Origin of the sequence: Pseudomonas lalkuanensis (assembly GCF_008807375.1) — a bacterium.
Lineage (GTDB): Bacteria > Pseudomonadota > Gammaproteobacteria > Pseudomonadales > Pseudomonadaceae > Metapseudomonas > Metapseudomonas lalkuanensis.
Window position 1 is genome coordinate 2689020 of sequence record NZ_CP043311.1, and the last position, 23426, is coordinate 2712445.

Annotated in this window: 12 protein-coding genes; 8 read left to right on the forward strand and 4 right to left on the reverse strand. The window is 66.7% G+C overall.

Annotation, left to right across the window (positions count from 1 at the left end; all coding sequences use genetic code 11):
• Positions 1–22: 22 nt before the first annotated feature.
• The 3 genes from FXN65_RS12630 (at position 23) to FXN65_RS28425 (ending at position 3673) form a co-directional block, all read left to right on the forward strand.
• Positions 23–1237, forward strand: a complete 1215-nt coding sequence (locus FXN65_RS12630; RefSeq protein WP_151133534.1) for a benzoate/H(+) symporter BenE family transporter — start codon at positions 23–25, stop codon at positions 1235–1237.
• 130 nt (positions 1238–1367) lie between these two features.
• On the forward strand, positions 1368–2627 hold the full coding sequence (locus tag FXN65_RS12635; protein WP_151133535.1) for an OprD family porin: 1260 nt from the start codon (positions 1368–1370) through the stop codon (positions 2625–2627).
• Positions 2628–2806: 179 nt separating this feature from the next.
• Positions 2807–3673, forward strand: coding sequence for a methyl-accepting chemotaxis protein (locus FXN65_RS28425; RefSeq protein ID WP_151133536.1), 867 nt, complete (start codon positions 2807–2809; stop codon positions 3671–3673).
• A gap of 24 nt (positions 3674–3697) precedes the next feature.
• Here FXN65_RS28425 and acuI read toward each other — a convergent pair whose 3' ends face one another.
• From acuI to FXN65_RS12655, 3 genes are all read right to left on the reverse strand, one after another.
• The gene (gene acuI, locus FXN65_RS12645; RefSeq protein ID WP_151133537.1) at positions 3698–4681 is read right to left on the reverse strand and encodes an acrylyl-CoA reductase (NADPH); all 984 of its coding nucleotides are present in this window, start codon (positions 4679–4681) and stop codon (positions 3698–3700) included.
• Between the two features lie 64 nt (positions 4682–4745).
• Complete coding sequence (gene acuR, locus FXN65_RS12650) at positions 4746–5378, reverse strand: acrylate utilization transcriptional regulator AcuR (protein WP_151133538.1); 633 nt, start codon at positions 5376–5378, stop codon at positions 4746–4748.
• A 154-nt stretch (positions 5379–5532) separates the two neighbouring features.
• Entirely contained in the window at positions 5533–6420 is an 888-nt protein-coding gene (locus tag FXN65_RS12655; RefSeq protein ID WP_151133539.1) for an alpha/beta fold hydrolase, read from the reverse strand.
• Positions 6421–6597: 177 nt separating this feature from the next.
• Between FXN65_RS12655 and FXN65_RS12660 the strand changes: the two genes are divergently transcribed.
• Both FXN65_RS12660 and FXN65_RS12665 read left to right on the forward strand, forming a co-directional pair.
• Positions 6598–7176, forward strand: coding sequence for a CGNR zinc finger domain-containing protein (locus FXN65_RS12660; RefSeq protein WP_151133540.1), 579 nt, complete (start codon positions 6598–6600; stop codon positions 7174–7176).
• 142 nt (positions 7177–7318) lie between these two features.
• Positions 7319–8335: a GNAT family N-acetyltransferase gene (locus FXN65_RS12665; protein WP_151133541.1), complete on the forward strand. Its 1017-nt coding sequence runs from the start codon at positions 7319–7321 to the stop codon at positions 8333–8335.
• A 146-nt stretch (positions 8336–8481) separates the two neighbouring features.
• Here FXN65_RS12665 and FXN65_RS12670 read toward each other — a convergent pair whose 3' ends face one another.
• Positions 8482–9045 carry an RNA polymerase factor sigma-70 gene (locus FXN65_RS12670; protein ID WP_151133542.1) on the reverse strand — a complete coding sequence of 188 codons (564 nt, stop codon included), beginning with the start codon at positions 9043–9045 and terminating at the stop codon, positions 8482–8484.
• Positions 9046–9382: 337 nt separating this feature from the next.
• Between FXN65_RS12670 and FXN65_RS12675 the strand changes: the two genes are divergently transcribed.
• The 3 genes from FXN65_RS12675 to FXN65_RS12685 are packed head-to-tail and all read left to right on the forward strand — an operon-like array spanning position 9383 to position 23396.
• Positions 9383–9592: an MbtH family protein gene (locus FXN65_RS12675; RefSeq protein WP_028627922.1), complete on the forward strand. Its 210-nt coding sequence runs from the start codon at positions 9383–9385 to the stop codon at positions 9590–9592.
• A gap of 10 nt (positions 9593–9602) precedes the next feature.
• Positions 9603–10373, forward strand: a complete 771-nt coding sequence (locus FXN65_RS12680; protein ID WP_151133543.1) for a thioesterase II family protein — start codon at positions 9603–9605, stop codon at positions 10371–10373.
• Positions 10374–10430: 57 nt separating this feature from the next.
• Positions 10431–23396: a non-ribosomal peptide synthase/polyketide synthase gene (locus FXN65_RS12685; RefSeq protein WP_151133544.1), complete on the forward strand. Its 12966-nt coding sequence runs from the start codon at positions 10431–10433 to the stop codon at positions 23394–23396.
• Positions 23397–23426 lie beyond the last annotated feature (30 nt).

Sequence of the window (23426 nt, forward strand, 5' to 3'; positions counted from 1 at the left end):
GAACGATTCAGGGAACGATGCCATGACCCGCCTGTTCAGGGACTGCTCGCTGTCCGCGCTGGTGGCGGGGTTCATCGCCACGGTGATTTCCTACGCCGGCCCGCTGGTGATCATCTTCCAGGCCGCCAAGAGCGCCGGGCTGCCGGCCGAGGTGCTGTCCTCCTGGGTGTGGGCCATCTCCATCGGCAGCGCGGTGCTGGGCATCGTGCTCAGCATCCGCTTCCGCGTGCCCATCGTGATCGCCTGGTCGGCGCCCGGCTCGGCGTTGCTGGTGGCCATGCTGCCGGACATCAGCCTCAACGAGGCGGTGGGGGCCTATATCCTGGCCAATGCGCTGATCCTGCTGGTGGGATTGTCCGGCGCCTTCGACCGCATTGTCGGCAAGCTGCCGGCGGCCATCTCAGCGGCGATGCTGGCGGGCATCCTGTTCAGCTTCGGAACCCAGCTGTTCGTCTCGCTGAAGGACAAGCCAGCGATGGTGCTGGCGATGTTCGTCACCTACCTGGCGTTCCGCCGCCTGCTGCCGCGTTACGCGGTGATGGCCGTGCTGGTGGTGGGTTGCGCCTTCGCGTTCGCGGCTGGCGAGCTGAACGCCTCGGCACTGGTGATCGGCTTCGCCACGCCGGTATGGATCGCCCCGGAATTCAGCTGGCACGCCATGCTCAACATCGCCTTGCCGCTGGTGATGGTGGCCCTCACCGGGCAGTTCGTGCCGGGCATCGCCGTGCTGCGCAACGACGGCTACCAGACCCCGGCCAGCCCGATCATTTCCGCCAGCGCCCTGGGCAGCCTGCTGCTGGCGCCGTTTGGCTGCCACGGCCTGAACCTGGCTGCGATCACCGCCGCCATCTGCACCGGCCGCGAGTCCCACGAAGACCGCGACAAGCGCTATGTGGCCGGGGTGATCGGTGGGCTGTTCTACCTGCTGCTGGGCATCTTCGGCGCCACCCTGGTGTCCATCTTCAGCGCCTTCCCCAAGGAGCTGATCGCGGCCCTGGCTGGGCTGGCCCTGTTCGCCGCCATCGCCGGTGCGCTGGCGGGCTCCATGGCCGTGCCGGATGACCGCGAGGCGGCGCTGGTGACCTTCCTGGTAACGGCCTCCGGCATGTCCTTCCTCGGACTGTCGGCGGCCTTCTGGGGGCTGATCTTCGGCCTCTTCGCCCACCTGCTGCTGAAGGCGCGTCGTGCGCCCCAGGCGACACCGGAACGGGAGGAGGCGCTCGAAGCCAATCCCTGACCGAGCCCGGTGATGGACCTGCTGCGGGAGCTGTCCGCAGCCATCGCCACACCTCTCCCGATTTGCGTGCCAGGGCCCCTATAGAGAGCCCGCGGGGGAGTTCTGTCCCTATAAAAACAAGAGCGACGACATGACCCACAACACAAGCAAACTCTGTGTACTGCTTTCCGCCGGCGTGAGCGCCGGGTTCGCCCAGGCCGCCGAGTCCGGTTTCATTGCCGGCTCCACCGCGACCCTGCAGGCGCGCAACTACTACTTCAGCCGTGACTACTCGGACATCGTCGGCCCGAACAAACAGTCCAAGGCCGAAGAGTGGGCCCAGGGCTTCATCCTCAACTTCAAGTCCGGCTACACCCCGGGCCCGGTGGGTTTCGGCCTGGACGCCATCGGCACCCTCGGCATCAAGCTCGACAGCAGCCCCGACCGGGTCAACACCGGCCTGCTGCCGGTGCAGGACGACGGCGAGGCCGCCGACGAATACAGCCGTCTCGGCGTCGCCGGCAAGATGCGCTTCTCCAGGACCGAGCTGAAGGCCGGCGAGCTGCAGCCCAACCTGCCGGTGCTGGTATTCAGCGACATCCGCCTGTTGCCGCCCAGCTATCAGGGCGCCAGCATCACCTCCAACGAGATCGCCGGGTTGACCCTGCAGGGCGGCCACCTGACGTCCACCAGCCTGCGCAACGAGGCCGGCGACGACAAGATGCAGGCCATGCTCGGTCACCTGCCGCAGCGCCAGGCGTCCAGCGATGCCTTCAACTACGCAGGTGCCGATTACGCCTTCAATTCCAACCGCACGACGGCCAGTGCCTGGTACGCGCAGCTGGAAGACATCTATGACCAGCGCTTCTTCGGCCTCAAGCACAGCGAGCCGGTGGGCGACTGGGTGCTGGGCGCCAACGTCGGCTACTTCGACTCCAGCGAGGACGGCAGGAAACTGATCGGCGACATCGACAACCAGGCCTTCTTCTCCCTGTTGTCGGCCAAGCGTGGCGGCCACACCTTCTTCGTTGGCTACCAGGCCATGTTCGGTGACAGCTCTTTCCCACGGGTGTTCGCCAACGTCAGCCCGCTGGGTAACGAGGTGCCGACTTTCGAGTTCGCCTTCGCCGACGAACGCTCGTGGCAGGCGCGCTACGACTACGACTTCGCCGCCCTCGGTATTCCCGGCCTGGTGGCCAGCACCCGCTACATCACCGGCGACAACGTGGATACGGGCCAGGGCTTCGAAGGCAAGGACCGGGAGCGCGACCTGGACATCAGCTACGCCGTCCAGAGCGGCACCCTCAAGGGGCTCGGCGTGCGCGTGCGCAACGTCACCGCGCGCTCCAACTACCGCACCGATATCGACGAGAACCGCTTGATCCTGAGTTACACCTGGACGCTGTTCTAAGACCGAGGGCCGCTGCCTGGCATGGGCAGGGCCTGCTTTACCTGTGGGGGCGATTTCAATCGCCAGGCGGGTCGGAGGCCCGCCACGTTCAGGCCCAGATGGGGCAGCTGCGCTGCCCTTGGCGAATGAATTCACCTCTACAGGACCTTGTATCCCGCGAAGTAGAAGGAGCTTTTCTCATGCCACGCAATCTTCTGGCCGCACTGCTGCTTGGCAGTGGCGGCCTTCTTTGTCTGTCCGCCCATCTCGCCATCAGCGCCTGGATGCTGGGCCTGGCCCTGGCCGCCATTGCCGCAGGTGGTGTGCTTTACCATCTGCAGCCGCCCCGGCTGGTCGAGGTGCGGGTCGAGGTACCGGTGTACGAGCCGGCGCGCCCGGTTGTCAGCGAACGCGGTCCGGAGCCTGCACCGGTCGCCCCGAGCATCCACTTGAACGCGCCACTGGGCGAGCTGCTCGACGCCATCCTCCACTGCGAGGCGGACATGCAGTACGCCAACAGCCTGGCCCGCGCGGCCGGCGAAAAGGTGCAGCTCGGCGCCGAGAGCATGCAGGCCACCGCAGGTGCCATCGGCGAGCTGGATGCCTACATGGTGCATATCGGCCAGGTGTTCAACGAGCTGGGCAGCCAGTCCATGCGCATCGGCGCCATCGTCGGGAGCATCCAGGACATCGCCCGGCAGACCAACCTGCTGGCCCTGAATGCCGCCATCGAGGCGGCGCGGGCCGGCGCCCATGGCCGGGGCTTCGCGGTGGTTGCCGATGAGGTACGCAATCTCTCGCTGCGGGCGAACGAGTCCAGTGGGCAGATCCGCCTGATTGCCGAAGGCCTGCAGAAGGCCGCTGAAGAGGCGAGGGCGGGAATGGAGCATGTGAGCGGCTCCACCCGCGCCGGTCTGGAGAAATCCGCCGCGGCCCTGCAGGCCATGGGTGAGATGCGGGCAGGGGCGGCGGCGCGGGTGGAAATCGTCGAGAGGATCGTCCAGCGGCTTGCCGGGCAGCGGAGCCTGGCGCAGCGCATGGCCGGATTGTTGGAAGAGGGCGCCTGAGCGGCGCCCTTTGGCGACTTGGCGTCAGGCGTTCACGTTCACCACAACTCGGCCGCGCACCTGGCCGGCCAGCAGCTCGCCAGCCACGGCGATGGCATCGCCCAGGCCGATCTCGCGGGTGATGGCGTCCAGCTGGTTGAAGTCGAGGTCACGCGCCAGACGGTCCCAGGCTGCGATGCGCTCGGCACGCGGGCGGGTGACGCTGTTGATTCCCAGCAGGCTCACGCCACGCAGGATGAAAGGCGCCACGGTGGCGGGGAAGTCCATGCCCTGGGCCAGGCCGCAGGCGGCCACGGCACCATCCGCGCGCAGGCCGGCGCAGACGTTGGCCAGGGTGTGGCTGCCTACCGAGTCGATGGCGGCGACCCAGCGCTCCTTGGCCAGTGGGCGACCCGGTTCGGAAAGCTCGTTGCGGTCGATGATCTCCGCGGCACCCAGGCCCTTCAGGTAGTCCGCTTCACGGGTACGACCGGTAGCCGCCACCACGCGATAGCCGAGGCGGGCGAGCAGGGCGATGGCGAAGCTGCCCACGCCACCGTTGGCGCCGGTGACCAGCACGTCGCCCTGGCCGGGTTTCAGGCCGTGGCGCTCCAGGGCCAGCAGGCAGAGCATGGCGGTGTAGCCGGCGGTGCCGATGGCCATGGCCTGGCGGGGGCTGAAGGCGGCTGGCAGCGGGATCAGCCAGTCGCCGTTCAGGCGTGCCTTCTGGGCCAGGCCGCCCCAATGGGTTTCACCCACGCCCCAGCCGTTAAGCAGCACCGCGTCGCCCACCTTGTAGTCCGGGTGGCTGCTGGCTTCCACGGTGCCGGCCAGGTCGATGCCCGGCACCATGGGGAACTGCCGCACCACCGGGCTCTTGCCGGTGATGGCCAGGCCGTCCTTGTAGTTCAGCGTGCTGTAGTCCACTCGAACCGTGACGTTGCCTTCGGGCAGTTGCGCCTCGTCCAGTTGGGTTTTGCGGGCGCGGTAACCGGCCTCGTCCTTCTCGATCAGGATTGCGTCGAACATGCTCACACCTCCAATTAGACCAGTCGTCTATAAATAGGCCCGAAAAACCGCGCGCCCACAGGGGCTAGCGCGGCAATCCGGCGAGAAAACCCTTGAAGAACACCTCCAGCGGAACGTTGTCCCGCGTCAGCCGGGCACGCAACACGGCGCCTTCCCAGCCGATCCAGAAGAACGCCGCCAACCCATCGCAATCCGCATTCGCCGACAGCTCGCCGGCCGTGCGGGCTTCACGCAGGCACTCGGCCAGGCGGTCCTGCCAACTGCACAGGATGGCTTCCAGTTGCAGGCGGAAACCCTCCGGCAGGATGGCCACTTCCTGCCCCAGGTTGCCCACCAGGCAGCCGCGGCAGAACTGGTGCCGGACCATGCCGGCCTTGGCGTCCTCGACGAAGTCACGGAGGCGCTGCAGTGGGGGCACGTCGTCCTGCAGGAGGTAGCGGTCGAGCTTGTGGGCGAAGTAGCCGGCGTAGCTCTCCAGCACCGCCTGGCCGAAGGCTTCCTTGCTATCGAAGTAGTGATAGAAGGAGCCCTTGGGCACGCCCACGCGCTTGAGCACCGCATCGATGCCGGTGGACATGAAACCCTGCTCGGTAAGGATCTCCATGCCGCAACGGATCAGTGCGGCACGGGTATCGTCGAAGTCGCGATCGACCTTGGGCGGCCGGCCGCGACGGGGTTTGGAATTGGCTTCGGTCATGGGGAGGGGATTTTAGACTGATCGTCTAGAAGGTCAATCGCTACCAATGTTGTAGGGAGCACCTTGTAGGAGCGAATTCATTCGCGAAGGGGCCGCGAAGCGGCCCCGTTGCTCGCATCGCGAATGAATTCGCTCCCACAGACAGGGCCCGCCATCAAGCCGGAATATCCCCCAACACCTCACGAATCCGCTGGGCGATATGGCCGACATGGGTTTCCAGGGCGAAGTGCCCGGTATCCAGCAGTTCCACCACCGCATTGGGGTTATCGCGCTTGAACGCCTCGGCTCCCGGCGGGATGAAGAACGGATCGTGCTCGCCCCAGATCACCAGGGTCGGCAACCGGGTATCACGGAAGAACGCCTGGAACGCCGGGTAGAGCTTCAGGTTGTTGGCGTAGTCGAGGAACAGGTCGAGCTGGATCTCCTTGTTACCCGGGCGTTCCAGCAGCAGCGCATCCAGGTAGTACGACTCGGGGGCCACCAGCGCCAGGTCCTTCACGCCATGCACGTACTGCCAGCGGGTGCCTTCCAGGTTCAGCACGGCATCGTGCACCACCTTGCGGCGCTCGGGGTTGCCGGGCTCGGCCCAGTAGGCGCGGATCGGCTCCCAGGCATCGCCCAGGCCTTCCAGGTAGGCGTTGCCGTTCTGCGAGATCAGCCCGGTGACCCGTTCCGGATGGGCCAGGGCCAGGCGCAGGCCGGTGGGAGCGCCGTAGTCGAACACATAGAGGGCGTAGCGCTCGAGACCCAGCTTCTCGACGAAGGCGCCGAGGGTGACGGCCAGGGCATCGAAGCTGTAGCGGTATTCGCGTTCTGCGGGGATTTCGGTGAAACCGAACCCCGGGAGGTCCGGCGCGATGATGTGGAACTTGTCGGCCAGCAGCGGGATCAGGTCGCGGAACTGGTGGGACGAGCTGGGATAGCCGTGCACCAGCAGCAGCGTGGGCGCGGCGGGATCGCCGGCTTCACGGTAGAAGACGCGAACACCGTCGGCTTCGACGAATTGGTGGCGAACCGGGATATGCACGATGGGCGAGGTCATGGCGGTCACTCCGTAACTTGTAAAAGCACGTTTGAGGGTTACTGCTGGGGCTGAGTATGAACCTGTTATGTAACCTGTCAATAGATATAATTGGGGTTACTTGCGCCGTTCGTCGTAACTGTTCATTTGCGTTTTATGAGGTTACTCTTTCGCCATTCACCTCTCCGGAGCGCCATCATGACCACCGCCGCTTCCTCACCGCCTCTCGAACCCTTCGTACTGGCCGACCACCCCGTGCTGGACATGCTCAACACCCTGGCGGCGCTGGACGGTGCTCCCCTGGAGTTCTGGCGCAGCGATGAGGATGTCCAGGCCTGGCTGGAGCGAACCGGCTGGGAACCGCCCACGGCGCATTTCGCCAGGGGCGAATTGCTGCAGGCGGCGCTGACCCTGCGTGAAGCGGTGCGCGGGCTGGTGGAGCAGCGCAAGGCAGGCGGCCAGGGTTCGCCGGATGTCCTCAACCGCTTCCTGGCGGCACCCAGCCACTTGCGACTGGACTGGCCTGCAAGCGGAGAGCCGCGACTGGAGAAGGTGCGGGCAAGCGCTACCGCTGAACAGTACCTGGCGCCCTTGGCCGAGGCGGCGGCGCAGCTGCTGGTGGATGGCGACTTCAACCTGGTGCGCGAATGCGAGCACCCGGACTGTGTGCTCTGGTTCTACGACCGCACCAAATCCCATCGCCGCCGCTGGTGCAGCATGGCGCTGTGCGGCAACCGGCATAAGGTGGCCGAGTTCCGCAAACGCAAGCAGCAGTAGGCTGCGCTCTTCTCTTGTGGGAGCGAATACATTCGCGATTGAAATTGCTCCCACAGGACTACCGACTCACCCGTGCAGCTTAATTTCCCGCTGCCTCGCCACGTTCTTTGGGTATTGGTCCCAGTCGTAGCGAGAGAACCCCATGAATCATCCCCAAGGACTCCATCGTCTGCCGTTGCCGGGCAGCGAACTTCTTGCCATCGAAGTTGGAAATAGCCGCCTGTGCCTGTTGCGTGGCGATCAGCCGTTGGCGCAGGTCGTCACTGAGGAGGAGGGAGGCCAGCCGCTGTTCCGGTTGCAGGAGGTGGCAAGTGGGCAAGCCGATGGCGCGATCCGTGCGTTCTGCTATTGGCATTTCGCCCGTTCGCCGGAGCACCAGCGCCTGGCCTGGCGGCTGGAGGTCCCAGTCGACCGCGCCGTGCGTAGCGGGCTGCTGATTCCCGGCAGCGCGGGGCTGTTCATCGCCGAGCGCAGCCTGTTCTGGCAACTGCCTGATCCCTGGCTGCGTGGCGCCCAGGGCAACGGCTATCCGCAAACGATGGTGATGAGCGCCAATGGCCGCCGCCACCCCCTGCGCGCACCCAAGGCCCGGGGCGAGGTCTATCGCCGCTTCGATGCGCGCCTGGGCAGCTGGGTTTCCCTGCGTACCCTGGATATCGAACTGGACCTGGAACGCTTCAACCGCTGGCAGAACAGTCCGCGCGTCCTGGAATTCTGGCAGGAGGGCGGCAGTCTCGAGCAGCACCGCGATTACCTGCAGAAGCTGGCGGACGACCCGCACACCCTGACCCTGATCGGCTGTTTCGACGACGAGCCCTTCGCCTATTTCGAGGCGTACTGGGCCAAGGAAGACCGCATTGCGCCGTTCTACGCGGCGGACGACTACGACCGGGGCATCCACATGCTGGTGGGCGAGGAAAAGCACCGTGGCCCGCACAAGGTGGCGAGCTGGCTATCGGCCCTCGCGCACTACCTGTTCCTCGACGACAGCCGCACCCGCAAGGTGGTGGCCGAACCCCGCGCCGACAACGCCCGGATGATCGGTCACATGCAGGCCCAGGGTTTCTATCGCGAGAAGGAGTTCGACTTTCCCCACAAGCGCGCGGCGCTGATGGCGCTGGGGCGGGAGTGGTTCTTCGAGCGTTGTGAGTTGTGTTGACGAGGGCAAATAGGGGCAGCGTCTGGTTGTGGCAGCGAATTTGTTCGCGAAGAGCCGCCTGCGGCTTTCCGATCATCTCAGGACAGGCCTACGGCCTGTTTCGCGATTGAAATCGCTCCCACAACGAAGGGGCAGGAGCGCGCTGTTCACGCACCCTTGCACATCTCGCGCTCGGCTCCGACCGTCTTGCGGCAGTGGATCAGCGCGTCGCGGATCATGAAGTTGACCAGGGTAGGAGAGACGCCCAGTTCCTGGGCGATTTCCTTCTGTGGCTTGCCATGGATGCGGTACATCTCGAAGGCGTATCGGGTGCGTTCGGGGAGCTGGCCGAGGGCATTGGCCACCATCTCCAGGGTTTCCTGGTGCAGATGCAGGGCTTCGGGGGATGCGCTGGCGTGCTGTTCCACGTTCAGGCCCTCTTCTTCGCTGCTGGAGTGGCGCAGTTCGAGGGTCTGCTTGCGGTAATGGTCGATGGCCAGGTTGCGCACGGTCTGGAACATGTAGCTCAGCTGCGCCTTGAAGGAGAGTTTGAGCAATGGGGCAGACTGCAGCCTGAAGAAGGCGTCCTGGACGACGTCTTCGGCGCGGTAGTGGCAGCCGGTGATACGGGCGGCGATCTTGACCATCATGGAGCGATGATCGATGAAGGCCTGCAGGGATGAGTGGGGGTGACCGGCGGCAACGCAGTCAACAGGTCCTTGTTCTGGCATTGGGTTCACCTGTGCGCTTTCTTGGTATTGCTTTTCTGGTTGGGGGCGAGGCGGGGCACAAAATTAGTGGTAACGCCATACACTGTCAAATAAGAATCATTAGCATTATTTGAGATTGTGTCGGAATCTTTCCCTCCAGGGACTGTCGCGTTGCGAGTGGGAATCTTTCTTGATGGCGCGGTGGGTTTCCCGATCCAGGCGACGGGAAAGCGCCTTTTCCAGGTCGCGAGCACGAGCAACATCCCGAAGTAATTTCTTGTCATCCTCATCCGTTCTTCTCAGTGAAAGCGTTGGAGGCAGCCGCCCCGGACGGGTTTCAACAGAGGAGAGAAGCACCGTGTTCGATCGTGACGACGTGATTTTCCAGGTGGTGGTGAACCACGAAGAGCAGTACTCCATCTGGCCGGAGTACAAGGCCATCCCGGCTGGCTGGCGTGCAGCCGGCAAGAGCGGCCTGAAGAAGGAATGCCTCGAATATATCGAGCAGGTCTGGACCGACATGCGTCCGCTGAGCCTTCGTCAGCAGATGGAAGGCGTGACGGCCTGAGGGGACGGACATGGTCGCACTGCGTCTGTTCTGCATGCCGTACTCCGGCGCCAGCGCGATGGCCTATGCCCGCTGGCGCCGCAAGGTGCCGAAATGGCTGGCGATCCGCCCGGTGGAGTTGCCGGGCCGTGGTTCCCGTCATGGCGAACCCTTCGCGACCGATGTCCTGACGCTGGCGCGCGGGCTGGCCAACGAGATCCGTGGCGAGGCGCGGCAACCCTACGCACTGTTCGGTCACAGCCTCGGTGGCCTGCTGGCCTTCGAGATGGCCCATGCCCTGCGCGAGCTGGACGTGCCGCGTCCGGTGGCGCTGTTCATATCGGGAAGCGCCGCCCCGGCGCGGCGTGACTTCTCCGGGTTCGCCACGGCCAGGAGCGACGCCGAGCTGATCGCCAAGCTGCGCAGCCTGGGCGGTACGCCGGAAGAAGTGCTGGCCAATCGCGAATTGCTGGATCTGCTGCTACCCGTGCTGCGCGCCGACTTCCTGCTCTGCGGCCAGTACCGCTATCACCCGCGAGAGCCGCTGTCGATCCCGATGCATGTCCTCGGCGGACACCGCGACAGCATCAGTGTCGACGACCTGCTGGCGTGGCAGGAAGAAACCGCGTCCAGCTTCTCCCTCGACATGCACGAGGGGCATCACTTCTTCATCCATGACAACGAGGGGCGGGTACTGCGCACCCTCAAGTCCCATCTGGGACGGCACCTGCGCTACCGCTCTTCCTGGGGTTGGTCCCCGGACGTCCGCCCGGCGGACAGGATTTCCCAGACGGGTGGCTGAGCCGCCCGCATTCCCCGATCAAACCGATTGCAAGCCGTACTCAGGCAGGAACGAAAAATGACGGAAGTGTTCGATCTCCCAGGCACCCTGGTGGAGGCGCTGCAGTGTCGCGCTGCGGCGGAGCCGGAACGTGTGGCCCTGCGGTTCCTCGGCGGGGACCAGCCAACCGGCGAGGTGCTCGACTACCGCCAGCTGGACTGGCGTGCCCGCCGCATCGCCGCCGCGCTGCAACAGCGCGCCAGCGTCGGGGATCGCGCCGTGTTGCTGTTCAACAGCGGCCCGGACTACGTCGCCAGCTTTTTCGCCTGCCTGTATGCCGGTGTGATCGCGGTTCCGGCCTATCCGCCGGAGTCCAACCGTCACCATCACTTGCAGCGCTTGCACTCGATACTCGACGACGCCGAGCCGGCCCTGGTGTTGACCTCCACCGGCCTTGAAGTCCAGTTGCGGTCCGCACTGGGCGAGCAGTCCGGCCGCCTGCTCTGCGTCGACCGCCTGGCCACGGACCTGACCGAGGCCTTCCAGCCGGTGGAACTGTCCGGCGAGCACATCGCCTTCCTGCAATACACCTCCGGCTCCACTTCGCTTCCCAAGGGCGTGCAGGTCAGCCACGGCAACCTGGTGGCCAACGAGCAGATGATCCGCCACGGCTTCGGCATCTGCGATGACGACGTGATCGTCAGCTGGCTGCCGCTCTACCACGACATGGGCCTGATCGGCGGCCTGCTGCAGGGCATCTGGAGCGGCGTGCCGGTGGTGCTGATGTCGCCGCAATACTTCCTCGAACGCCCGGTGCGCTGGCTGGAAGCCATCAGCCAGTTCGGCGGCACCGTCAGCGGCGGCCCGGACTTCGCCTACCGCCTGTGCTGCGAGCGCATCAGCGAATCGGCCATGGCTCGCCTCGACCTGTCCGGCTGGCGCCTGGCGTTCTCCGGCTCGGAGCCCATCCGCAAGGACAGCCTCGATGCGTTCGCGGAGACGTTCGCTGCCTGCGGTTTCTCCAGCGCGTCCTGGTTTGCCTGCTACGGCCTGGCCGAGGCGACGCTCTTCGTCACCGGCGCCCGCCGTGGCCAGGGCATCAATGTGCGTGAACTGGATGCCGCAGCCCTGGCCACCAATCGTGCCGAAAGTGGCCGCGGCGCCATCGCCATCAGTTGCGGTTACCCGCAGCCGGGCCACGAGCTGATGCTGGTGGACCCGCTGCACGGTGGCGTCCTGGGCAACGGCCAGGTGGGCGAGATCTGGGTCAGCGGCACCAGCGTCGCCCTCGGCTACTGGTGCAATCCGCAAGCCAGTGCGCGCACCTTCGTCGAGCGTGATGGGCGCACCTGGCTGCGTACCGGCGATCTTGGCTTCCTGCTGGAGGGCGAGCTGCACATCACCGGCCGCCTGAAGGACATGCTCATCGTCCGTGGCCACAACCTCTATCCGCAGGACATCGAGCGCACCGTCGAGACGGACGTCGAAGTCGTGCGCAAGGGCCGCGTCGCCGCCTTTGCCGTGCAGCACCTGGGCAATGAAGGCATCGGCATCGCCGCCGAGATCGGTCGCCGCGCACAGAAGAGGGTGCCGCCGGACGTACTGGCGCGGATGATCCGCCAGGCCGTGGCCCAAGCCCATCAGGAAAGCCCGGCGGTGGTCGTACTGCTCAACCCCGGCGCGCTGCCCAAGACCTCCAGCGGCAAGTTGCAGCGCTCCGCCTGCCGCAGCCAGCTGGCCGACGGCAGCCTCGACCACTACGCGCTGTTCCGTGAGGGCGACGCCGTTCGCCTGCCCGGCGAGACGCCGAGCGCAGCCGCCGATGGCCTGGTGGCCAGGCTCTGGCGCGAGCAGTTGGACCTGGCCGAGCTGAATGCCGGCGACAACTTCTTCGCCCTGGGCGGCAACTCCATCCGTGCCGTACAAGTCATGGCCCGACTGCGCGAAGAGCGCGGCGTGGCCGTGGAGATGCGTCACCTGTTCGAAGCACCCACCCTGGGCGAATTCTCCGCGCTGGTGGAGCGTCTGGCGGCCGAAGGCGGACAAGCAGAGGGCGGCATCGCGCGTCTCGACCGCAGCCAGCCGCTGGCCCAATCCGCCGCGCAGAACCGGCTCTGGTTCCTCTGGCAGCTCGATCCGCAAAGTGCCGCCTACAACATCCCTGGCGCCTTGCGCCTGCGCGGCAACCTCGATGAGGCAGCCCTTGAGCAGAGCTTCCTCCAGTTGGTGGAGCGCCATGAATCTCTGCGTACCACCTTCCATGAACTGGGCGGCCTGCCGGTCCAGCGCATCCACCCGGCCGGTGCGTTCGCGCTGAGCCTGATCGACCTCGAAGACCAGCCGGACGCCGAAGCCCGCGCCCTCGCCATCCGCGAGTCGGAAGCGCTGGCGCCGTTCGACCTGGAGAACGGGCCGCTGCTGCGGGTCAGCCTGGTGCGCATCGCCGAGCGCGATCACCTGCTGCTGGTGACCCTGCATCACATCATTGCGGACGGCTGGTCGCTGGACCTGCTGCTGAACGAGTTCTCCCGCCTCTACGGCGCCATCGGACTTGGCCAGTACGCAGCGCTTGAACCGCTCGCGCTGCAATATGTCGATGTGGCTGCCTGGCAGAGCCAATGGCTGGCGGCGGGCGAGGGCAAGCGCCAGCTCGACTGGTGGAAAGCCCAGCTGGGTGAGGAACAGCCGCTGCTGCTGATGCCCACCGATCGGCCGCGTACACCGGATGCGCGCTATCGCGCCGGCCGCTACAGCGTGCGCCTGGACAAGGCCCTCGGCGAGCGGCTGCAACAGCTGGCCCGCGAGCATGACGCCAGCCTGTTCATGGTGCTGCTGGCCAGCTGGCAGGCCTTGTTGCACCGCTACAGCGGACAGAAGGACATCCGCCTCGGCGTGCCGGGCGCCAACCGTGCGCGCCTGGAAAGCCAGGGGCTGATCGGTTTCTTCATCAACACCCTGGTGCTGCGCGGCGAGCTGGATGGGCGCATGCCCTTCGAGGCGTTGTTGGCCCAGGCCCGCCAAGCCACCCTGGGCGCCCAGTCCCATCAGGAACTGCCGTTCGAGCAACTGTTGGAAGCCTTCCCTGAAGCCCGTGCCCAGGGCGGCCTGTTCCAGGTGCTGTTCAATCACCAGCAGCGCGATCACCGCGCGCTGCAACGCCTGCCCGGCCTGTCTGCCGAAGAGCTGCCGTGGAACAGCTTCGAGGCGAAGTTCGAATTGCAATTGCAGAGCGAGGAAGACGAGCGTGGGCGCATCAGCCTGTCGTTCGACTACGCCGTCGAATTGTTCGACGAGGTCACCATCGCCCGCCTGGCCAGCCACTTCCAACGCCTGCTCTGGCAGGTCGCCGAGCGCCCGGACCTGGCCATCGGCGACGTGCAACTGCTGGGCGACACCGAGCGCTCCCAGCTCGCCGTCTGGAGCAGCGCGCCGCGCGAACGCGCCCAGCGCTGGTTGCCCGAGCTGCTCGCCGAGCAGGTGGTCGCCGCTGCCGGACGCCCCTTGCTGCTGGGACGCGAAGCCCTGTCCCTGGGTCAACTGGATGCCCGCGCCAACCGCCTGGCCAACCGCCTGCGAGCCCTGGGCGTTGCACCCGAAGTGCGTGTCGGCATCTGCGCCGAGCGCTCGCCAGAGCTGCTGGTGGGGCTGCTGGCCATCCTCAAGGCCGGCGGTGCCTATGTGCCGCTGGACCCGGATTACCCCCGCGAGCGCCTGGCCTACATGGTCGAAGACAGCGGCATTCGCCTGCTGCTGACCCAGCGCCACCTCGACGTCGTGGCCCTGCCGGAAAACGTTCAGCGCCTCGACCTGGACCGTGCGGAGGAGGGGGAATGGCCCGCGACCGCGCCCACTCTGGCGCTGCTCGGCGAAAACCTCGCCTACGTGATCTACACCTCCGGCTCCACCGGCAAGCCCAAGGGCGTTGGCGTGACTCATGCCGCCCTGGCCGAGCGCCTGCTGTGGATGCGCGATACCTACGCTTTTGGCAGTGCCGACGTATTCATGCAGAAGGCTCCGGTCAGCTTCGACGTGTCCGTCTGGGAATGCTTCCTGCCGCTGCTGTGTGGCAGCCGTCTGGTGCTGGCGGCACCCGGCGAGCACCGCGATCCGGCGCGCATCGTCGAACTGGTGCGCGAGCATGGCGTGACCGTGCTGCACTTCGTGCCGTCGCTGCTGCAACTCTTCATCGAAGAACCGCAACTGGCCCGGTGCAGCAGCCTGCGCCTGCTGTTCTCCGGCGGCGAGGCGCTGTCGGCCGAACTGCGCGACCGCGTACTCCGGCAGCTCCCGGCGGTGCAACTGCACAACCGCTACGGCCCGAGCGAAACCACCATCAACGTCACCCACTGGCATTGTCGGGCGGGCGAGGGCGCTGTGGTGCCCATCGGCCGCCCGCTGGGCAATGCGCAGTGCCTGGTGCTGGACGAAAACCTGGAAGTGGCCGTGCCCGGGGTAACCGGTGAACTGTGCATCGGTGGCGCGGGCCTGGCCCGGGGTTATCTCGGCCGCGCCGGCCTCAGCGCCGACCGCTTCGTGCCGAACCCGGATGGCAGCGGTTCGCGCCTCTATCGTACCGGCGACCTGGCGCGCTGGCGCGCCGACGGCGTGCTGGAGTACCTCGGCCGTGTCGACCAGCAGGTGAAGCTGCGCGGCTTCCGTATCGAGCTGGAGGAGATCGAAGCCTGCCTGCTGGCCCAGGCCGGCGTGCGCCAGGCCGTGGTGGTCCTGCGTGACAGCCAGGCTGGCCCGCAACTGGTGGGTTATGTGGTCGCCGATGCCGACGAACAACTGCTGGTGCGCCTGAAAGCCGCCCTGCAACTGGCCCTGCCGGAATACATGGTGCCGGCGCACCTGCTGCGCCTCGAGAAAATGCCGCTGTCCCCGGCCGGCAAGCTGGAGCGCAAGGCACTGCCGGAAGCGCAATGGCAGCAACGTGAACACGTGGCGCCGCAGACCGAAGTGGAGCAGCGTCTGGCCGCCATCTGGCGTGAAGTGCTGGGCGTCGCCCAGGTCGGCCTGGATGACGACTTCTTCGCGCTGGGCGGGCACTCCCTGCTGGCCACCCAGATCGTGTCCCGCAGCCGCCAGGCCTTCGACATCGAACTGCCGCTGCGCGCCCTGTTCGACGCCAGCCGCCTGGCCGATTTCGCCGCTCGCGTGGAGCTGGCCCTGGCCTCCGGCCTGCGCGACAGCCGGGGCACCATCGCCCGCGTCGACCGCAGCCAGCCGGTGGCCCTGTCGCATTCCCAGCAGCGCATGTGGTTCCTCTGGCAGATGGAGCCGGACAGCCCGGCCTACAACGTCGGTGGCGTGGCGCGCATGAGTGGCCGACTCGATGCCGAGCGTTTCGAAGTGGCCTTGCAGGCATTGATCAAACGCCATGAAACCTTGCGCACCACCTTCCCCAGCGAGGGCGGGGTGCCGGTGCAGCGGGTTTCGGAAGACTTCGGCCTGCGTATCCAGCGCGAGGACTTCTCCGCGTTGCCGGCCGTTGTGTTCCAGCAGCGCCTGGACGCCTTCGCCGATGCCGAGGCGCATCGTCCCTTCGACCTGGAGCAGGGGCCGCTGCTGCGGGTCTGCCTGGTCAAGGCCGAAGCCGAATTGCATTACCTGGTGGTGACCCTGCACCACATCGTCACCGAAGGCTGGGCGATGGACATTTTCGCCCGTGAACTGGCCGAGCTCTACGCAGCGCAACTGGAGGGCCGCGAGGCGAACCTGGCGCCGTTGCCGGTGCAATACCTGGATTACAGCCAGTGGCATCGGCAGTGGCTGGAAGCGGGTGAGATGCAGCGCCAGCTGGACTACTGGAAGGCCCAACTGGGCGGCGAACAACCGCTGCTGGCGCTGCCGGCCGACCGTCCGCGCCCGCCGCTGCAGAGCCATTCCGGCGACCTGTTCCGCTTCGACCTGGATAACGAGCTGGCGGCGCAGGTGCGGGCCTTCAACGCCGAGCATGGGCTGACCATGTTCATGACCATGACCGCGGCCCTGGGTGTGTTGCTGTACCGCTACAGCGGCCAGGATGACCTGCGCATCGGCGCGCCGGTGGCCAACCGCATCCGCCCGGAGAGCGAAGGGCTGATCGGTGCCTTCCTCAACACTCAGGTACTGCGCGTGCAGCCCAAGGGCCTGATGAGCGTGCGCGACTTGCTGGAGCAGGTGCGCCAGGTGGCGATCGATGCCCAGTCCCACCAGGACCTGCCGTTCGACCACCTGGTGGAGGCCTTGCAACCGCAACGCAGCGCCGCCTACAACCCGCTGTTCCAGGTGATGTGCAACGTCCAGCGCTGGGAATTCCAGCAGACCCGCGAAGTGGCCGGCCTGACGCTGGAGTTCATCGCCAACGATGCCCGCGCCACCAAGTTCGACCTGAACCTGGAAGTCACCGACCTCGATGAGCGCCTGGGTTGCTGCCTGACCTACAGCTGCGACCTGTTCGACCGTCCGCGTATCGCGCGCATGGCCGGGCATTGGCAGAACCTGCTGCGGGCGATGATCGAAACGCCGGACGCCGTGCTCGCCGAGCTGCCGCTGTTCGCGGCCGAAGAGCGCGCGGCGCTGATCGACGCCCATCGCCAGGGTGCCGACGCCTACCCGCTGGACACCACGGTGCAGCAGCTGTTCGAGCGTCAGGCCGCCGCCGCCCCCCAAGCACTGGCACTGACCTACGCCGGCGAGCACCTCGGTTATGCCGAGCTCAACGCCCGTGCCAACCAACTGGCTCGCCGCCTGATCGAGCTGGGTGTGGGGCCGGAAGTGCGCGTGGGCCTTGCCCTGGAGCGTTCGCTGGAAATGGTGGTGGGCCTGCTGGCCATCCTCAAGGCCGGTGGCGCCTACGTCCCGCTGGACCCGGAATACCCTCTCGACCGTCTGCGCTACATGGTGGAGGACAGCGGCATCGCCCTGTTGCTGAGCCATGCCGGCCTGCTGGATGCCCTGGGCGAATTGCCTGCCGGCGTGGGCGGTTGGTGCGTCGAGCGTGACGGCGCTGTGCTGGCCGGCTATTCCGTCGAAAACCTGCCGGCGCGCAGCGGCCCGGAAAATCTTGCCTACGTGATCTACACCTCCGGTTCCACCGGCCAGCCCAAGGGCGTCGGCGTGGACCAGGGTGCCATCGCCATGCACCTGCAGGCGGTGGTCGCCGACTTCGGCATGCGCAGTGACGACTGCGAGTTGCACTTCTATTCGATCAACTTCGACGCCGCCAGCGAACGCCTGCTGGCGCCGCTGGTGTGCGGCGCGCGGGTGGTCCTGCGCGCCCAGGGGCAGTGGGGCGCTGAAGACATCTGCGGGCTCATCCGCGACCAGCAGGTGTCCATCCTCGGCTTCACCCCCAGCTATGGCTGCCAGTTGGCTCAGTGGCTGGACGGCCGTGGCGAGCGCCTGCCGGTGCGCCTGTGCATCACCGGTGGCGAAGCCCTGACTCCCGAATACCTGCAAGGGATACGTGCGACCTTCGTGCCCGAGCGCTTCTTCAACGCCTACGGTCCCACCGAAACCGTGGTGATGCCGCTGGCCAGCCTGTCGCCGGAACAACTGGAGGCGGGCGCCAGCAGCGTGCCCATCGGCACGGTGGTGGGCGCCCGCGCGCTGTACGTGCTGGACGCCGACCTCAACCTGGTGCCACCGGGCGCCACCGGTGAGTTGTACGTGGGCGGTGAAGGCCTCGCCCGTGGCTATCACCAGCGCGCCGGCCTGACCGCCGGGCGCTTCGTGGCTGACCCCTTCGGTGCTCAGGGCGGTCGCCTGTACCGCACCGGCGATCTGGTACGGCAGCGAAACGATGGCCTGCTGGAATACGTCGGCCGCATCGACCTCCAGGTGAAGATTCGTGGTTTCCGCATCGAGCTGGGCGAGATCGAAGCCCGCCTGCAAGCCCAGGCGGGCGTGCGTGAGGCCGTGGTGCTGGCCCTGGAGACCAGCTCCGGCAGACAACTGGTGGGCTACCTGCTGCCGGAAGACCTGGCGCTGGCCAGCGCCGGTGCCGAGCGCCAGTCGGCGTTCCGCGAGCAGCTCAAGGCTGCACTCAAGGCACTGCTGCCCGACTACATGGTGCCTGCGCACCTGGTGCTGCTGGAGCGCATGCCGCTGACCGCCAACGGCAAGCTGGACCGCAAGGCGCTGCCGGCACCGGACCTGGAGCGGGGCCGCCAGGCCTACGCGGCGCCGCGCAACGAGCGCGAGCGCCGACTGGCGGAGATCTGGCGCGAAGTGCTCAACCTGTCCCAGGTGGGCATTCACGACAACTTCTTCGAACTGGGCGGCGATTCCATTCTCTCCATCCAGGTGGTGAGCCGAGCTCGGCAGGTGGGCATCCATTTCACGCCCAAGGACCTGTTCCGCTTCCAGACCGTGCAGACACTGGCCGAAGCGGCCCAGGACACCCCGCACCGGGAAGCCGCTGCCATCGAGCAAGGCCCGCTCAGCGGCAGCGCCGGGCTGACGCCAATCCAGCACTGGTTCTTCGATGGCCGCGACACCGGGCTCAACCATTGGAACCAGGCACTGCTGCTGGAGCCCACCGAGGTAATCGATCCGACGCGGCTGGAAGCGGCCCTTGAGCAATTGCTGGCGCATCACGATGCGCTGCGCCTGTCCTTCCATCGGGACGGTACGAGCTGGAGTGCCGAATACCGGGCCCCGGAACCTTCCCATGACCTGCTCTGGCATCGCCAGGCAGCCACCGAAGCCGGGCGCCTGGAACTCTTCGAAAGCGCCCAGCGCAGCCTGGACATCAAGCGGGGGCCGCTGTTGCGTGCCGTGCTCACTGAAGGTCCAGGCAGCGAACAGCGGCTGCTGCTGGCCATCCACCACCTGGCGGTGGATGGGGTGTCCTGGCGCGTCCTGCTGGAAGACCTGCAAGCCATCTATCGCCAACGAGCGGAGGGCCGCGATGCGCGATTGCCGCCCAAGACCAGCTCCCTGCGTGATTGGAGCGGTCGCCTGGCGGCCTATGCCAGCAGCGAATCCCTGCGTGAGGAACAGGCCTGGTGGCAGGACCATCTCGACGGCCCGACGGCCGAGCCGCCGCGCGACAACCCACAGGGCGCGAACACCGAACGCCATGCCCGCAGCGTCACCGTGCGGCTGGATGCCCCGCGCACCCGTGCGCTGCTGCAACAGGCGCCAACGGCCTACCGCACCCGGGTCAACGACCTGCTGCTGACCGCACTGGCCCGCGTGCTCTGCCTCTGGACCGGCAGCCAGTCGGCCCTGGTGCAACTGGAGGGTCATGGCCGCGAGGCGCTGTTCGATGAGATCGACCTGACCCGCAGCGTCGGCTGGTTCACCAGTACCTATCCGTTGCGCCTGACCCCGGCTGCCACGCCGGGTGAATCGATCAAGGCGATCAAGGAACAACTGCGCGCCGTGCCGCACAAGGGCCTCGGTCATGCTGTGCTCAGCTACCTTGCCGACGCCGGCCTGCGCCAGGCGATGCAGGCGCTGCCACAGGCCAGGGTGACCTTCAACTACCTGGGCCAGTTCGACCAGAGCTTCGGCAGCGAAGCGCTGTTCCAACCGCTGGAAGAGCCGGCCGGTGCCCAGCACGACAGCGACGCGCCACTCCCCAACTGGCTGAGCATCGATAGCCAGGTCTATGGCGGCGAGCTGCAACTGCGCTGGACCTTCAGCGAGCAGGTATTCGACACGGCAAACATCGAACGCCTGGCCGCGGACTACCAGGCCGAGCTGGAAGGCCTGCTGGAGCATTGCCTGGCCGAGGGCAGTGGCGGCATCACACCGTCCGACTTTCCGCTGGCGCGTCTGTCCCAGGAACAGTTGGACAGCCTGTCCCTGGCCCCCGGCGAGATCGGCGACATCTACCCGCTGACCCCGATGCAGGAGGGGCTGCTGCTGCACACCCTGCTGGAGCCGCGTTCCGGCATCTACTTCATGCAGGATCGCTACACCATCAACAGCGCCATCGACTTCGAGCGTTTCGCCACCGCCTGGCACGCGGTGGTCGACCGGCACGAAGCCCTGCGTGCTTCGTTCTGGTGGAACAGCGGCGAGAACATGCAGCAGATCATCCATCGCCGCAGCACCGCCCGCATCGAGCTGCTGGACTGGAGCGCCCTGCCTGCGGCGGACCACGACCAGCGCCTGCGCAACCTGCTCAAGGCCGAGCGCGAGGCCGGCTTCAACCTGCTGGAAGAAGCACCGTTCCGCCTGCGGCTGATCCGCCTGGGCGCCGAGTGCCACTGGTTCATCATGAGCAACCACCACATCCTCATCGATGCCTGGTGCCGTTCCCTGCTGATGGGCGACTTCCTGGAAATCTACGGCGCACTGGGCGAGGGCCGCGAGGCACGCCTGCCAACGCCACCGCGCTACCGCGACTACATCGGCTGGCTGCAACAGCAGGACGCCCAGGCCGCCGCCGACTTCTGGCGCGACAACCTGCGCGGTTTCGAGCGGCCCAGCTACATCCCCAGTGATCGCCCGTTCCTGCGCGATAACGGCGCCATGCTGGTGGGCGACCGCATCATCCGCCTGAAAGTGGAAGAGGGTGCTCGCCTGCGTGAGCTGGCGCAGCGTCATCAGCTGACCCTCAACACCTTCGCCCAGGCCGCATGGGCCCTGGTGCTGCGCTGCTACGGCAGCGAGCGTGACGTGCTCTTCGGCGTCACCGTGGCCGGGCGTCCGGTAGGCATGCCGGAAATGCAGCGTACGGTGGGCCTGTTCATCAACAGCATCCCGCTGCGGGTGCCGATGCCGGCGGTTGGCGAGCGCCAGAGCGTGCGCGACTGGCTGCAATCGCTGCTGGAACACAACCTGGCCCTGCGCGAGTACGAGTACCTGCCGCTGGTGAAGGTGCAGGAGTGCAGCGAGCTGCCGAAAGGTCAGCCGCTGTTCGACAGCCTCTTCGTGTTCGAGAACGCGCCGGTGGAGGTCTCGGTGCTGGACCGCGCCCAGAGCCTGTCCGCCAGTTCGGAGTCCGGTCGTACCCACACCAACTTCCCGCTCACCGTGGTCTGCTACCCGGGCGACGACCTCGGCCTGCACCTGTCCTACGACCGGCGCTTCTTCGAGCAAGCCACCATCGACAAGCTGCTGGCTGACTTCAAGCGCCTGCTGCTGGCCCTGGGCGAGCACATCGACAGCGACTTCTCCGAGCTGCCACTGCTGGGCTTTGATGAGCGCGGCTTCCTGCTGGACGACTGCAACCGCACCGAACAGGCCTATCCGCTGGAGCAGGGCTATGTGCGCCTGTTCGAAGCGAAGGTGGCGGAGCATCCGCAGCGGACCGTCGCCACCTGCCAGGGCGCCGCCTGGAACTATGCCGAGCTGAACCTTCGCGCCAACCGGCTGGGCCATGCCCTGGTGGCGGCCGGGGTGCGCATCGACCAGCCGGTGGCCCTGCTGGGTGATCGTGGCCTGGAGCTGCTGGGCATGATGGTTGGCGCCTTCAAGGCCGGTGGTGGTTACCTGCCGCTGGACCCGGCACATCCGCAGCCGCGACTGGTGGATGTGCTGGAGCGCAGCCGTGCTCCGGTGCTGGTTTGCACCCGTGCCTTCGAAGCCCGGGCCCGTGCCCTGCTCGACGAACTCAACTGCGCCCACCGCCCGCGCCTGCTGGTGTGGGAAAGCGTGCAGGCCGGCGAGGGCGATGGGCATGACCTCGGCATCTCCAGCGGCCCGGACAACCTCGCCTACATCATCTTCACCTCCGGCTCCACCGGGCAGCCGAAGGGCGTGATGGTCGAGCAGGCCGGCATGCTCAACAACCAGTTGAGCAAGGTGCCTTACCTCGCGCTGAGCGAAGCGGACGTGATCGCCCAGACGGCTTCCCAGAGCTTCGACATCTCGGTGTGGCAGTTCCTCACGGCGCCGCTCTGTGGCGCCCAGGTGGACATCGTGCCGAATGCCATCGCCCATGACCCGACGGCGCTGCTGACCCACGTGCGCGAACGCGGCATCACGGTGCTGGAAAGCGTGCCGTCGATGATCCAGGGCATGCTCGCCTTCGATGCCATGGACCTCGCCGGTCTTCGCTGGATGCTGCCCACCGGCGAGGCGATGCCGCCGGAACTGGCGCGCCAGTGGCTGCAGCGCTATCCGGCCATCGGCCTGGTGAACGCCTACGGCCCGGCGGAGTGCTCGGACGACGTGGCGCTGTTCCGCGTCGACGCGGCTTCCACCGAGGGCGCGTACCTGCCCATCGGCACGCCGACCGACAACAACCGCCTCTACCTGCTGGATACCGAGCTGCAACCGGTGCCGCTGGGCGCGGTGGGTGAGCTGTGCGTCGCCGGCATCGGCGTCGGTCGCGGCTATGTCGGCGATCCGCTGCGCAGCGCCCAGGTGTTCCTGCCGGACCCCTTCGGTGAGCCGGGGATGCGCCTGTACCGCACCGGCGACCTGGCGCGGCGCCGCTTCGATGGCGTGCTGGAGTACGTCGGCCGTGTGGACCACCAGGTGAAGATTCGTGGCTTGCGCATCGAGCTCGGTGAGATCGAGGCGCGGCTGCATGCACACCCCGAGGTTCGCGATGGCGCGGTAGCCGTGCAGGACGGCGCCACCGGCAAACAGCTGGTGGGCTACGTGGTGCCGGTCGATCCGCTGGCCGATTCCGCCGGGTTGCGCGAACGCCTCAAGCAGGCACTCAAGGCCACGCTGCCGGAATACATGGTGCCGCTGCACTGGCTGCAACTGGCCGAACTACCGCACAACGCCAACGGCAAGCTGGACCGCAAGGCCTTGCCGGCACTGGACATCGGCCACACCCGGGGCACCTTCCTGGCACCGCGCAATGAGCTGGAAGCAACCCTAGCGGGCATCTGGCGCGAAGTGCTGAAGGTGGAGCGGGTCGGGGTCACCGACGACTTCTTCGAACTGGGCGGGCATTCCCTGCTGGCCACGCAGATCGCCTCCCGCGTGCAGAAAACCCTGCAACGCAATGTGCCGCTGCGGGCCATGTTCGAGTGCGCCACGGTTGAGGAACTCGCGCGCTACATCGAATCGCTGGAAGACAGCGCCATCAGTGAACAGAAGGCCAGCCGCCTGGACGACCTGATGGCGAGCCTGGAAGCGCTCTGATCACAAGAAAGCGCCGCCAGGCCACGCGCC